Raw genomic sequence first — 14,345 nt, 5'->3', positions numbered from 1 at the left:
AGACTATGCTTGCGATACGAGCGACTTTTCTGGTTACTATTCGCGATAGAAGATTTCCATTAGCTGTCCTAAAGCCTGTGGCACTTTTAAGGATGCTGTAGTACCGAAAAATTCTTCCTCTAAATCATACACTTTACCGTTTTTTACTGCGTCAAAATGTTTCCAAATATCATTTGTTTTAAATTCCTCATCAAACATTTTTACAACTTCATCTGGCATACCGTGTGATAAACGTAAAATTATATCCGGGTTACTGTTGTGCAGATACTCGGTATTTGAAGACAAATATTCAGCATCCTGCCCTTCCATTACATTAATACCGCCTGCTCTTTTCACAAGATCACCTGCATAGGAGTTTTCAGTTGCAACTAAATAACTACCTGGAATGCCAAGTAAAATTAGTACACGAGGTCCCTCTTTGTTACTAGCAACTGTTTGCACAGCATCAATATTTTTTTGCAAGCCATTCACTAACTCATCGGCTTGTGCTACGCGATTATAACGTTCACCGAGAGTTCTAATTTCGGAAAGCATGGCAGCTACACTTTGAAAGTTTAAAAAATTAACTGGAATTTTCAACTGCTCAAATTTGTCCTGTAAGTCATATTCTAACGTTGACACTGATAACACATCTGTTGGATTTAATGATTTAACAATCTCCATATCCGGTTCCATTGCATTACCGATAGTAGGGAGACCATCAAAGCGTTTTGCTAATGTTTTTTCTGTTTCAGGTACTGCTATAGCATCTAAGTCAAGCTTATCTAGAATTTCTGCAATAACAACCGTACCAGCAATAATACGATGTTCATTCTCTTCAGCTGTTTTAACTGATTGCTTTTCAGCAGATGTCTCTGTTTCTTCTTGCTTATCTCCATTGTTACAGCCAGCAACTACTAAAAGTAATGACATAAGCGCCATCATAAGCAACCAACATTTCCAGTTCTTTTGCATAAAGTCATCTCCTACTTATTTCTGTTCAGTCACATCTTTTTTAGAATTTCTGATACGACGAACGAGCAACCAGCCCGACAAAAGACAGATTACTATAAGCAATACTATCTTTATGGTATTCAGCTGAAAAAGCTGCTGATCGATTTTAGAATTCTTCACTACTTTTTCAATAGATTCCTCTTTAACATCAGAATTTTTGGCTTCATCTTTAATAGCATCCTCAATAGGTGCGTCAAGTGTACGATCAAATGCTAACTGCTCTTCCACTGGCACAGTTAACGTTGGCCGAAATGATGGCAATGGCCGTGACAGCTGATTGGGTTTTACCACCGCCTCATGATGTGCTACCACTGGTGCCGTTTTCACTTCTTCTTTAGCAATAACAGGTGGCTTTTCACTCGCTACTTGATTAGAGGGTGCTGTTACAGTGGGCTTATTTAAAAACTTTGCTACCTGCTGTTGATCAAATTTTAGATTTACGAAATATTGATGATGATAAGAAAGCTCAGGAATATCTACCTTCACCGACATTCGTATTGGCTGATCAAAATTCTGAATTTCAAATTCGATAATTCGAACATTGTCTACAAGTGAAATAAGCTTTGGCTCTACCTGTTTTCCTTGTTGATCTACAGTTAAGCCTGTTATCCAAATAGATTTTAAAATTGTCATTTGGGCATAATATTTGCCGTTTTTTTCTTTTATTTTTGCAACAGGATTTACATATGTATTCATAATAGATTGTTCGTTTTTTCCATCTACTAACAATATGTAATTCATTGACCATTCCTTATCATAGATTTCTTCTGAAGTAGATTCGTTGATTTCGTTTTCTGGAATAGCTTCCTCATCCTTTGGCACAATTGTTGAAAGGGTTGTTAACTGTAATTGAAGCTCCTGTGAAAAAAAGAAATATTCCTCGGAGGATGAAAGTGCCATCTCGCCTTTAATGATAATAGGCTGATGTAAATCCTTGACATCAAATTGAACTAAATTTTCAGTCTGAACGTTTAACGAAAGCTCATTTTCCAACTGTTCGATATGTATATCTCTTATACTCAATGACTTATTTATAGCTAAATTTAATCTATACTGACCGTTCTTTACATCAATTGTCGCCAATTCGCTAAAAATATTGTCTTTTACGCCATCTAGAGATAAAAAACTTAGTTCAACTTGATAGCTCCCATTTTCTAATACAAATTCTTCAGCTTTTGCCTTAAACGAAAAACATGGAGAAAAAAACATCAGTAAGATAGTACTAAAAATGAATACTCGAAATATTTTTCTATTCACTGTGTAAATCCCTCCAATATCTTTAAGAGCACAGTAACTTCCTTCCTCAAATAAGTGAGAAAGGAAGTTGCTGTAGTCGTACTATTTATTCATGTATTGTAATGAACCATTTAAAATTTTTGCCATTTGTGTGCGTTTCAATGGGCTGCTTGCATTAATAACAGTTTTACCTTTAGCATCTACAGATCCAGTCATGATTTTACCTGCATATAGAAACGCAAAGGCTTTTCTCGCTTCTTCACTTGTAACAGTTGCACCATCAGCATAATAAGACAGACTTGGATCACCATAGTTCATATCTTTTCCTGCAACATGCGCTACTGCACGATAAATCATCACTGCAGCTTGTTGGCGAGTAAGTGTTCCATTTGGATTAAAGTTCTCTGCTTTCACGACAATTCCAGCATCAGCTAAAGCATTGATTGCTTGTACACGTTCTGTGTCAAGTTTCGCTGTATCTTTAAATCCAGCATCTGTTGTAGAAGATAAATTTAAAGAACGAGCAATCATTAACGCAAATTGAGAGCGTGTAATATTGTCATATGGTTTAAAATTATCTTGCCCCTTAACAATTCCCTTACTGTATAACGCTAAGATTGCTTCTTTATTAGCATCATTACTAATATCCTTAAATGGATTCACCACAGGTTTAACTGCGCCTTCCACAGCAAAACTAAATTGAACTTGGTGGTTCGAGTCATAGTTCACGCCTTTGTCTGGCTCATTCACAACAATATGCAGCTGAGCATTCACAAGTTTTTTTAAGTCTGCCACTTCAAATGAGTACTTACTTATATTTGTTGCATCGTCTTTACTTACTAAAGTTGCTTCTTTTCCCCCCACCGTGAATCCTTTAACATATTGACCTTGAGGGAATGTCATAGTAACTATGTTTTTACCATCTACTACCGATACGCCTACTTTTGGTTGAATATATTGCTTCATAATAGATTCTTCAGAAGTACCGTTTTTGTAAACAGTGACAGCTACTTCATTTACTTTAACTTCTTCTTTAACCTCTTCAGATTTACCATTTTCTACTGCTTTTAAATCAAAATCATACCACTTGTCCATTTTACCTTGGGGTGTTTCTGCAACAACGTGTACTTTTGCTGCAGTTTTCGTATTTGGAACTACTGGGAATGTAATAATACTAGTTCCGTCTGCCTGAGTTTCAACTTTTGCATCAACATATTTGTCACCCTGTTTCACTTGAAAATCAGGAATCATTTTACTAAAACTACCATTTACTGTTATTTGCAGAGTGTATGTACCATCTTTATTGATTAGTGTAGCTTTTTCCCCAAAATACTTGTCCATATAACCAACATCATCAGTACCTTGTTTAAATGTTTGGAGTTTCACTGAAGCACTTTCAACTTTGTTCTCTACTTTTACTTCAGTATTTGTAGTCGTTACTTCAGCTACCTTTGCAGACGCAAATGATGGTGCTGAAAGTGATGCTGCTAGCAATGAAGCTAGTACTATTTTTGTTGCGCGTGATTGTTGTTTTTTAGCCATTATTGACCCTCCGTTTTTGTTTGTAGTTTTTTTCTATAAAGTAAAAATGCTGATCCAACTAATGCCACAATTAATAAATATGGTGTTGCATCACTTGTTTGTGGATTCGGCACATGACTTTCAGAAGAATTTGTTGGAGCATTAGTAGTTTTCGTATCAGATGCTTTTGTTGGTGTTGCGCTTCCTGCAGATGCCGCATCAAACACTAGTGAGACGCTGTATTCGTGATGATAATTAATATCGTCAATATCAATTTTCATAGAAGTCACAACTGGTTTCGTTAAATCTTTAACAGTAAATTGTACAGTACGAGTATCAGCTGCTTTATCTTCACTTACTACAGTTGCTCCACCAGGTGGTTGAAACTTTGTAATCCATGCACTATTTTTTAATGTAATTTGAACAGTAGCTGTCCCATTTTTCAATGTGACCTTTGCTGGTTTTAGAAAATAATCGTTTGCAATGGATACAGAGTTGCTCTCAGGTTTATTGACCTGATATTTTATCGAATGAGTGCCGTCAGCTAGTTGAGCAGATGCTTGTGGTAAAGCAAAGTTGAATACAAACAAAGTTACAAGCATGACGAGCATCATTAATTTCTTCATGTGTTGCACGCCTCCTCTAAAAACATAATTGAAAGTACTTTATCGAAATGAAAATCATTCTCAATTATACTTCTATTACCAAGAATAATCGTTAATGCCAGTGTATGTCAACCACTAAACCAAAATCGTCCTTAATATGTCAAAATTACCTCAAAAAAAGAAAATATCACAAAAAACATGTGATATTTCCTATATTTTTAATTAAAAAGCCTCTTTCTATTTATTCATTCTTGACTAGACATCTAGTGTATTTAAGAAACAATTTCAATGATCCCTATAAGTATAAGTAACCAACCAGAAATAGCGGTTGAGTGTTTTCCAATAAAAGTCTTGGTAAGTAAGACTCCAAAATGAACGCCAGCGCCTACTGTTATGAACGAAAAAATACCGATAGAAATAACTGTCCAGATTGCAGAAATACCATTAGCTCCAAGTGCTATTCCTCCAGCTAAACAGTTGGCTGATAAGACAAAGCCGAGCGTCATTGCTTCTCGAATTGAAATTATATAATTTTTATCCTCATCAAATACTTCAGGATTTCCCAATATCCCTTGTTTAGAAAAGCGACTAGATAATAAAGTCCATATCCCAATAGCACAAAGTAAAAGACTTCCTATTAAATTTGCGAAATCTGGAGAGATAAAATTAATAACTACGCTCCCAGCTGTTACTGCGGCGTATGTGACGATCATTGAAATAAGGGCAATAACCGCATTGGATAATATGGGTATTTTCACTCGCTTAATACCATAGGCGAGACCAATTCCTAAATTATCTAAGTTGGCAGCTATCCCAATAAGAATGATGGCTATCCAATGCATTCCTTTCCTCCTCAATAACGTAAAATCCATTCTCACATAGGATATGAAGGGAAAAAATTTTTGTTCATCTATTTTTTGAACGGATTTACTTGCGAAGAGATTGGGATTACCCTTGATTCAACGACTATTTCATATAAGGACTTGAGCAATAGAAAGCTTACTTTTTTCATTTTCTATAACATCCCCTTTCCTTAACTTATATATATTTTTTGACATTGAAACTATAGCATTATCTAAAAAATTGATAAAATCAAAATTTGTTAGTTTTCGAGCAAATTTTGATAATTTTTTTCTTGCAATTTTAAGTTTCATCAGAATCAGCTTCGTTTTGTACGTTTACTTACTAACCCAAAGATATTTTATTTACTTTAGTAACCTCGAAATGTATCAAATACATAGCAATTAACAAAAAATACTCGCTTTACCCGTCTGAATTTACTTATAAAACCTTATATATTTCCGTATGCTTCCATAGATTCGAGGTTAGCTTTAGATACTTTTTCTATCATTCGCTATCAGAGTTTAAGCAATGTTCTATTAAAGGCGCGATTTGACAAAAGTAACAACCTTCTTATAACTTTAAGTTGCTACTTGTTAATATTTAGATATATCTCATCCTAAAATAAAGAGAGGGAGATTCTATGAGATTCAGTAAATTATTGAAGATAGGATTAGCTTTAGCATTAATGTTCGTATTAACTGCTTGTAGCTCAGATGGTGAAGGCACGGAAAATAAAGAAAAAAATGAAGTGAACTTAGCCTATGTTGAATGGGATACTGAAATTGCTTCTACAAATGTAGTAGGACAAGTTCTAGAAGATTTAGGATATGATGTAAAACTAACACCACTAGATAACGGAATTATGTGGGAGGCTCTTGCTAAAGGAGAGGTTGATGGCATGGTGTCAGCTTGGCTACCACAAACACATGCCCCACAAGTTAAGAAGTACAAGGATAAAATAGACGATTTGGGTGAAAACCTTGCAGGTGCAAAAATTGGCTTAGTTGTCCCAAGTTATATGGATGTAAACTCTATCGAAGATTTAACAGATGAAGCTGGTAAAACGATAACTGGTATTGATCCAGGAGCAAATATGACAGCAACTACGGAAAATGCTTATAAAGAATATAGTAACCTTGAAGGCTGGAATGTAGTTACCTCATCTGCAGGCGCAATGACAGCAGCCCTTACTCAAGCCATTGCGAAAAATGAAGAAATCATCGTTACAGGTTGGTCTCCACACTGGAAATTCAACGCTTTTGATTTAAAATATTTAGACGATCCTAAAGGTATTTACGGAGCCGAAGAATATATTGGTACATTTGCACGTAAAGGATTGAAAGAAGATAATCCAGGAGCGTATAGTGTTCTTAAAAACTTCCACTGGGCTCCGGAAGATATTGAAAGTGTTATGTTTGATATTATGAAAGGCACTGATCCTAAAGAAGCTGCAAAAAAATGGATCAAAGACAATGAAGATAAAGTTTCAGAGTGGACAAAAGATGTAAAATAATATAAATGATGAACTTTTATATACTCTGTCCAACAATTCGACTTTGATATGAATTTCCTGCCCTACATATAGTATCGTACAAATGCTCACGCAAAAAGTTGGAATACACTCGTGATACACGCAATTAACGAAAAAGATACATTCACTGAGCAATCAGTAAATGTATCTTTTTATGTTAATACCTCCGGATGGAAATGACCCTCTTAAGTAAAGATACATAGGATTCTTGTCTAAACAAATGAAATTTTAAAATTAAACTATTTACTAAAAAGAGGAGACCAGCCAAAAAAATAACCCCTTTTATGTGGATTATTCCACTTAAATATCCACCAAGCAAAGGACCAATTAGATTTCCTAAAAATAGAGCACTATGATAATAACCGAATGTTAAACTTTCCATTTTTTCAGGTGCATTTTTTCGTATTAAACTTATTACCGATGGAAGAAGACCACCTATAAATATTCCCATTAAGAACCTAGCGAGCAGAAATAGCCATATAGAAGAAACCAACGCTTGGGAAACATAACAAATAAAATTCCCTAACAAAGAAATTAACAAAATAATTTCAGGACCCACTTGATCTGCTTTCCTTCCTAAAATGGGAGAAAAGATTGTAATAGAGAAACCCGAGATAGAAACCGCTAAACCTACCATCGTTGTTAAAAAGACATCATTGTTCCACATACTTTCTACATATGTGGCCAAAAATGGCGAAGTACTCATCGTTGAAAACTGAATAAGAAATCCAACCATAAACAAAATTCCAATTAGAGGTTCTTTCGTAATTTCCCGTAGTTCAGAGAAAAAATTAATATGTCCTCTCTTAGGCGTCGGAATTTTCAATGTACTTGGTTCAGGTTTATTAATTTCTGTTAAAAAGAATAAAATAAGTACCCCAGAAATCAGTAACATAGCGCTAGACACATAAAGGATTTTATAAAATCCTATCCACTGTCCCAAAACTCCACCTATTAACGGTCCAAAAATATTCCCGGTGTAAGCACCCGATTGGGCTATACCGAGTGCATAACCTATTTTTTCTTTAGGCGTATTCATTGTGATGAATGGAGAAGAGGCAGGGATAAAACCACCAAAAATCCCTAAGATAAAACGTAGAACTAATAAGTGCCAAGCTGTTGTGCTATAGGTCATTAAGAATGTGGCAAATGCCATTCCAATTGCTGAACGGACTAGAATAGTTTTCCTACTCGTTCGATCTGCAATCTTTCCCCATATCGGCTGAAAAAGAAAAGCCGATAAAAAAGTAGCGCCAAAAATCATCCCTGTCCAAAGCTGAATATCAGTTTGAGAGTGAACATCTAAATCACTTTTAAGATAAACTGGAATAAAAGGTATAATCAAGCTAAATGCAGTCATGACTAAAAATTGTGCAATGCTCAAAATATACATATTCTTTTTCCAAACTTCCAATTATATACCCTTCTTTCACTGATTTAATAGTTTCATAGAATGTACAGGATATCTATCACCAGCCGCTGAACCTACAGGTATCGCTTTATTTATGAAATCCTTCACATCATTTGGCAATACAAAATCTATCGCAGCGATATTTTCTTTTAAGTAGGATCTCCTTTTTGTCCCTGGTATAGGGATGATATCTTCCCCATTAGACATTAACCATGTTAATGCGAGTTGTGCAGGACTAATATTCAGTTGGTTTACTATCTCTTCTAGTTGTCGAATCAAAGAAAGGTTTTGATTAAAGTTGCCTCCCTGAAACCGAGGTGCGTTCCTTCTAAAATCGTTTTCTACGAATTTATCGACCGACTTAATTTTTCCAGATAAAAACCCTCGCCCCAGAGGACTATATGGTACAACAGCGATATTTAGTTTACGGCAAAGGGGCAATATTTCCTCTTCAATATCTCTAGTCCAAATTGAATACTCTGTTTGTAATGCAGCAATAGGATGTACTTTTTGTGCTCGTTTTATCGTTTGAACAGATACTTCTGAAAGCCCAATATGTCGTACTTTACCTTCTTCTACTAATTCTTTCATAGCACCAACTGTCTCTTCTATGGGAACGCTGGGATCTACACGGTGTAGATAATATATATCGATGTAGTCAGTATTTAACCGTCTTAGACTTGCTTCACAGGCCTTTTTTACATATTCCGGGCTGCCGTTAACTTCAATTACCTTCCCACTCTCATCTCTTACAAAAGCAAATTTGGTAGCTATGTTTATCTGTTGTCTGACATTTTTTAATGCTTGACCAACTAATTCTTCGTTTTTCCCCACTCCATATTGATCAGCTGTATCAAAAAAGTTAACACCGAGTTCTAAGGCGTAATGCAATGTAGCAATCGATTCCTCATCATTTTGAGTTCCATAGTATTCTGACATTCCCATACACCCTAATCCTAAGGATGAAACACTTAAATCTCCAATAGATCGATATTTCATTTTTTCTCCTCCAATCTTTCTTCAGCATGAAATTATATCGATTAGAGTGCACTCTAAAGCAAATGTATTTTTTCCCATTTCTCATAAAAAAAGAGGCTGGGACATAACTAATTAGCTCTTTGCGAAAGCCGAATTACTTTCAAATAAATTAAGCACTGTATTTAGAAAACCCGAACAATGGCAAAACACCGTATGAGTGTCTTGCAAATTTGTTCGGGTTTTACTTTAGCTAAAATACTTTTGTCCCAGCCTCTAGAAACTTATTTAATTATATTACAGATGTGTTGATTAACCGTTTTTATCCACCTTAATTGTTTAAAAGACGCTGATTTCCGCTACGGGCTACTCGCTTTCCTGCGGGTGAGCGTCGAGTCGCTTCCTCCGCTACAATCAGCAAAAATGGGCACACATAAGCAAAATATCAACAAAAAAATCCTTTTATCGCTCAATAATAAACCCATATTTTCCTAATCAACACGCCTGATTATATTACTTAACTCTTTCCTCCAAATTTTTATAGTAGTCAACTTTTTCATTAATCTTAGTTAAACTATTTTCTAATTGCTTAATTTGGTTAAGAACACTCTCTTGATGAGCTTCTAATAGTTCTCGTCTTTCAGTAACGGTAGAATCACCTTGACGTCTTAGGTCTGCAAATTTTTTCATATCTCTTACAGGCATTTCTGTATTACGTAACATAATGAGAAAATCTATACATAAAATATCGTCCTTTGAGTATTTACGATATCCATTTTCATCTCTTTCAATCTCACATAAAAGACCAATATTTTCATAGTAGCGTAGAGTATAAGGACTAAGACCAGTGATTAAGGATATATCCTGAATAGTTAATAATTTTTCCATATTTTTATTATAACATACTTGCTTTATAGTGCACTCTAAGGAGTATGTTTGATTCTAGATTCAGTTTTTAATAGTTTTTTAGGAGGAATTTTTAATGAATATAGGGATTTTTGTTTTAGCACTTGCCACATTCGTTGCTGGTACAGTGGAGTTGGTGATCGCTGGGATAATAAACATGATTGCAGAAGATTTACATGTTTCTGTAGGAGCAGTCGGTCAGTTAGTTTCAGTTTTTTCATTGGTTTTTGCCTTTGGGGCTCCAGTACTTATTGCTTTAACTTCTAAAGTAGAAAAACGTAAATTATTGCTCATAGCAATGTTAACTTTTCTAGGAGGTAATATTTTATCTATAGTTAGTCCGAATTTCACAACCTTATTAATAGCCAGAATTATTCTTGCAGCTAGCTGCTCTATCGTAGTTGTCACTTCCGTAACAATGGCTGCCAAAACTGTTGCAACAGAATTAAGAGGAAGAGCTATTGGATTAATTTTCATGGGTTTAAGCGCATCATTAGTGTTAGGTGTACCACTGGGAACTATTATCGGTGAAAATTTTGGCTGGAGGATGACATTTGTATTAGTTTCAGTCTTAAGTATTGTTTCTATGGTAGGAATCATCAAATTTTTACCTAAGGTTCCACCACAACCTGCCGTTCCTTTACTTAAGCAAATAGCCACATTAAAAAGTAAAAAAATCGCATCAATCCAGCTCATATCAGTTTTGGAGCTAACTGGTCATTTCATAGTTTATACTTATTTCACGCTTTTTCTTAAAACAACAATGGACTTATCAACAAATATGATTAGTATGGTCTTACTGGTTTTTGGTATAGCTGGAATAACAGGTGGTTGGATTGGTGGCTGGGCATCCGATAAATTTGGCGGAGCAAGAACTATACTCACATTTCTTATACTTTTTGCAGTTTCCTTGTTCCTATTACCTTACTCAACCGGATCAATGATAAGTTTATTGATTGTTGTCGTACTATACGGTGCTATGGTTTGGGCTCTTAGTCCAGCAGTACAAAATTATCTAGCCGAGTCTGCTCCAGATTCCTCAGATATCCAATTAGGTTTAAATACTTCATTTTTACATCTTGGAGTAGCTTTAGGTTCTGGTTTTGGTGGTTTACTTGTAGACCACTATTCCGTAACTATCAACACCTGGGTAGCTGGTATTATGGTAGTTTTAGCCTTTATCTCAGCTATTTATTCGCTAATGATAACCCGTAGAGAAAATACTTTAATTCAAGGGCTATAACTAAAAGGATAGGAGGACGGCCAGTTTTCAACACAAAATGGGGAATTTAACAAACTACTACTCTTAAAAAGTTGGTGCCGTTATATTTGTGACGAAAAACTAGTGGTGCCAGCTAAAAGTTCTCTAAGTAATATAAAATCAAGGACTGCATCCACTAAATAACTAATTAAAGCAGAAGAGGCTGGGACAAAAGTGTTTCAGCCAACAAAAATACCGAACTATCCAATGAAACGCTCATGAAGTGTTTCGAAATAGTTCGGTTTTTCTATTTATCGTGTTTTGTTAATTTAGAGATTATTCGGCTTTATGAAGGAACCATTTAGTTATGTCCCAGCCTCTTTTTTATGATATCCCTGATGGAAGCCATCCCTTTGAAAGTATGTTTTATATGTGACCCAATATTTAACTTTACTTTTTCCAGTTATCCTTAACATTCCGAGAAATTTGTACTGACACATCAATAATTACTCAAATTGATAATCTTCATTATAAGAATGCTTAAATATATTTAATATTTCTAGTAATTGTATAGCCTCTGTTTGGTATTCATTGGATGAATTTTCAGCAAACTCTTTTAAAGATGCTTTGTATTTATTATATGTTTTTGGAGCAAATGGGATATACTTTTCATTTCCTTCATCAACTTTATATAGTATTACAGCATATACTTCTAAAATATAATTCCACGTATCACGAGGATTTATAAATTCCAATTCACCGTTCGAATTTTGGCCTAATGCTAGAGCTGATATATTTTTATAATCAAAGGAAACTTCTACTGGTTCTTTTAAAGATTTGAGTTTTTTTACGGATAATTGTTCATCTATATGAAAATCCTCTTTAAAGCTAGTTATATCATCCGCAGCAACTTCCATATAAAAATCAATAGCGTTCCCGTAAAGCTAATTATATTCTTCACTATTTTTATTTCTTATACTTAATTCTTTTAAAAGTCTACTTTCTAATAGTTCATATTTCGCGTTGAAATATAGAACATCTTTAAAATATTCATTTTCTGAAATACCTAAAGCCTTGAATAAATCACCATATTCAGATACTGCTTTTGTTTGAGAAAATTCATGAAGAAATTCTGTATTTTTTTGTTTAGCAAGTTCTTCAATTTCCTTATCATTAACTTCAATACCTTTACTTTGAGCAAAAGTCATCATTGCTGTTCGCTCAATAAGCGAATCAAAACTATGCCATATTGCCTCTTCTTTAGTCCAAAATGCAGATTGGAAATATTGCATTTCATATACAAGTACGTTAAAAAAAGTATTGTTTAGAGGTTCAATTTGGACTTTTTCAAGATTAAATTCTTTTAGAACTTTAGAATATTTGTTACTAGTAACATCTACAGTACTTTCTGTTGGTTTAATTACTCCTAATATAAAAATAATACAACTTACTGTTACGATTGTCGTAATGAATCCGAATAATTTCTTAGGATGTAAGGCAAGAGTCTTTTTTGGTTTCTGATTTTTATAATTTAACATCCTTTCCATTGACTTTTCGGAGGGAAGATTATTCTTTTCAAAAAAATGATCCAAACTCTTTTTTATCTGTTCTTTATTCATTGAATATCGCCTCCTCCTCTTTTAGTAACTTTTTTAACTTTTCACGTCCCCGAACAAGCCTAGTCTTTACCGTATTTTCAGATAAATCTAGTAAAATCCCTATTTCTTTAACGGAATAATCCAAATAATAATATAAGTAGATCACTTCTCTATATTTTACTGATAAATTAAATACATGTTCGTAGAGCTCTTTGTTACTATTCCTTTCCTCAACTAAATCTTCGGTTGACTTTGAATGATTAAAGAATGATGTAAAAGTATTTGTTAATTGATAATTGCGGTAAGACCAACTTCGTAATATATCGTAACTGCGATTAATGGTCATACGAATTAAATAAGTTCTGTAATTCGATTCTCCACGGAACTGTTCTTGTCGCTCAAAAGCTTTTATTAGGACATCCTGTACAATATCTTCAGATAATTAGAAATTTTTAACATATGAATATGCAATTTTGAATAAATCCTTCATGTACTCTCTTGCTACCTCATCAAAATCCATCCAACATTCACCACCTCATTAAACTAGACGGATGTAAAAAGTGCACCGTTTCGATTTTTATAAAAAATGCTCATCACGATAACTTTAGATTGATTTCCGTTCCGACTGGGCGATTTCAATAACTTAGTCACATGACATACGTTTTAACAGCATGTCATCCACCCCCAACTTTCAGTGACGAACAAAAATAAAGTGCAGCTTTTTGACAAACTCTTATAAGCTTCACTTTTTTTACTATTATATATTTTGAATAAAGAAAGGACTGTCTCAAAAGGCATTTTTCATTGCCTTTTGGGACAGTCCCTTGATTGATAACCTTTATTTTAATACTTCCGGATGGAAACCATCTGTTTGGAAGTAATTTTGATGTGACCAAATATTTAATTTTGCTTTTTCTGCATCTTGCTGGATTTCTCTAAACTCATCCTCAAACGTATTGTTCGGTTTATGGATAAAGCGCACTGCTGCAAGTCCTTCTTTTAGTAATGATTCTTGTAACATCACATCATCAATAAAGACATAGGCTAATAAGCGATCATAGTTATCTGTTTCTGGTCCAACATCGTAAACCACTTCAACCTTTTTGGCGTGTTCTAACAATTTAATCGTATAGTCCTTCGCCTCTTTAGCATAAGGTTGAGCTTCACCTTTGTTATAATTCATCTCTGGTGTATCTACCATCAATAGGCGAATTTTTTGTTTCTTGCCATTTATTGTCGCCTGAATCGTATCACCATAAACTTATCCGTACATAATTATTATTTTTATCCAAAACATTAGCTAAAACCTTTGAGCCAGCTACTCCTTTTAAGTATCTTAAATCTTCAGTTGATAACCAATCTATTTCATTAAAATTTGTTAGATTTCGAGTGCTCAAGTACATAAAAAAACGACTTACCTATCATAGGTGAGTCGTCTGAAATTTTCACGTTCCCGAAATATAAGGGGGGTTTCAGGTTCGTAATCATGAACTAGCAAATCTCTGGAGAAAAGTAGCTAAAGTTC

15 protein-coding genes are annotated in these 14,345 nt (G+C 34.5%); 2 read left to right on the top strand and 13 right to left on the bottom strand.

The annotated features are described in order from the left end of the window. Positions 1 to 36 precede the first annotated feature (36 nt). The 6 genes from isdE to ACQKOF_RS11470 form a co-directional block, all read right to left on the bottom strand. The gene (gene isdE, locus ACQKOF_RS11495) at positions 37 to 954 is read right to left on the bottom strand and encodes a heme ABC transporter substrate-binding protein IsdE (RefSeq protein WP_427556866.1); all 918 of its coding nucleotides are present in this window, start codon (positions 952 to 954) and stop codon (positions 37 to 39) included. A 15-nt stretch (positions 955 to 969) separates the two neighbouring features. After that, on the bottom strand, positions 970 to 2,250 hold the full coding sequence (locus ACQKOF_RS11490) for an NEAT domain-containing protein (protein WP_427556864.1): 1,281 nt from the start codon (positions 2,248 to 2,250) through the stop codon (positions 970 to 972). Between the two features lie 81 nt (positions 2,251 to 2,331). After that, the gene (locus ACQKOF_RS11485; RefSeq protein ID WP_427556861.1) at positions 2,332 to 3,771 is read right to left on the bottom strand and encodes an NEAT domain-containing protein; all 1,440 of its coding nucleotides are present in this window, start codon (positions 3,769 to 3,771) and stop codon (positions 2,332 to 2,334) included. Next, positions 3,771 to 4,376, bottom strand: a complete 606-nt coding sequence (gene isdC / locus ACQKOF_RS11480) for a heme uptake protein IsdC (RefSeq protein WP_427556859.1) — start codon at positions 4,374 to 4,376, stop codon at positions 3,771 to 3,773. Before isdC ends, ACQKOF_RS11485 begins: the two co-directional genes overlap by 1 nt. A gap of 251 nt (positions 4,377 to 4,627) precedes the next feature. Then, the gene (locus ACQKOF_RS11475) at positions 4,628 to 5,197 is read right to left on the bottom strand and encodes a manganese efflux pump (protein WP_370045274.1); all 570 of its coding nucleotides are present in this window, start codon (positions 5,195 to 5,197) and stop codon (positions 4,628 to 4,630) included. 129 nt (positions 5,198 to 5,326) lie between these two features. Then, complete coding sequence (locus tag ACQKOF_RS11470) at positions 5,327 to 5,509, bottom strand: hypothetical protein (RefSeq protein WP_427556856.1); 183 nt, start codon at positions 5,507 to 5,509, stop codon at positions 5,327 to 5,329. Between the two features lie 329 nt (positions 5,510 to 5,838). Here ACQKOF_RS11470 and ACQKOF_RS11465 point away from each other — a divergent pair, with 329 nt between their 5' ends. Then, positions 5,839 to 6,711 (top strand): glycine betaine ABC transporter substrate-binding protein, encoded by an 873-nt coding sequence (locus tag ACQKOF_RS11465; protein ID WP_427556854.1) that lies wholly within the window; start codon positions 5,839 to 5,841, stop codon positions 6,709 to 6,711. Between the two features lie 175 nt (positions 6,712 to 6,886). On the opposite strand, the gene ACQKOF_RS11460 is transcribed toward ACQKOF_RS11465, so the two are convergent. From ACQKOF_RS11460 to ACQKOF_RS11450, 3 genes are all read right to left on the bottom strand, one after another. Further along, entirely contained in the window at positions 6,887 to 8,143 is a 1,257-nt protein-coding gene (locus ACQKOF_RS11460) for an MFS transporter (RefSeq protein ID WP_427556852.1), read from the bottom strand. Positions 8,144 to 8,158: 15 nt separating this feature from the next. Then, positions 8,159 to 9,139, bottom strand: a complete 981-nt coding sequence (locus tag ACQKOF_RS11455; RefSeq protein WP_427556849.1) for an aldo/keto reductase — start codon at positions 9,137 to 9,139, stop codon at positions 8,159 to 8,161. Between the two features lie 489 nt (positions 9,140 to 9,628). Next, positions 9,629 to 10,003, bottom strand: coding sequence for a MerR family transcriptional regulator (locus ACQKOF_RS11450; protein WP_427556847.1), 375 nt, complete (start codon positions 10,001 to 10,003; stop codon positions 9,629 to 9,631). A 94-nt stretch (positions 10,004 to 10,097) separates the two neighbouring features. On the opposite strand from ACQKOF_RS11450, the gene ACQKOF_RS11445 reads away from it, so the two are divergent. Further along, on the top strand, positions 10,098 to 11,264 hold the full coding sequence (locus ACQKOF_RS11445; RefSeq protein WP_427556846.1) for an MFS transporter: 1,167 nt from the start codon (positions 10,098 to 10,100) through the stop codon (positions 11,262 to 11,264). A gap of 464 nt (positions 11,265 to 11,728) precedes the next feature. On the opposite strand, the gene ACQKOF_RS11440 is transcribed toward ACQKOF_RS11445, so the two are convergent. The 4 genes from ACQKOF_RS11440 to ACQKOF_RS11425 form a co-directional block, all read right to left on the bottom strand. Beyond that, positions 11,729 to 12,139, bottom strand: a complete 411-nt coding sequence (locus tag ACQKOF_RS11440) for a hypothetical protein (protein ID WP_427556844.1) — start codon at positions 12,137 to 12,139, stop codon at positions 11,729 to 11,731. Between the two features lie 27 nt (positions 12,140 to 12,166). Then, the gene (locus ACQKOF_RS11435) at positions 12,167 to 12,841 is read right to left on the bottom strand and encodes a hypothetical protein (RefSeq protein WP_427556842.1); all 675 of its coding nucleotides are present in this window, start codon (positions 12,839 to 12,841) and stop codon (positions 12,167 to 12,169) included. Further along, the gene (locus ACQKOF_RS11430; protein ID WP_427556993.1) at positions 12,834 to 13,250 is read right to left on the bottom strand and encodes a sigma-70 family RNA polymerase sigma factor; all 417 of its coding nucleotides are present in this window, start codon (positions 13,248 to 13,250) and stop codon (positions 12,834 to 12,836) included. Before ACQKOF_RS11430 ends, ACQKOF_RS11435 begins: the two co-directional genes overlap by 8 nt. 408 nt (positions 13,251 to 13,658) lie before the next feature. Further along, positions 13,659 to 14,024 (bottom strand): thermonuclease family protein, encoded by a 366-nt coding sequence (locus ACQKOF_RS11425; RefSeq protein WP_427556840.1) that lies wholly within the window; start codon positions 14,022 to 14,024, stop codon positions 13,659 to 13,661. Positions 14,025 to 14,345 lie beyond the last annotated feature (321 nt).

The sequence above is a fragment of the Lysinibacillus sp. NPDC093190 genome (genome assembly GCF_050280425.1).
Lineage (GTDB): Bacteria > Bacillota > Bacilli > Bacillales_A > Planococcaceae > Lysinibacillus.
The sequence above is the reverse complement of the archived record's forward strand: the minus strand, read 5'-3'. Positions and strand labels throughout refer to the sequence as shown.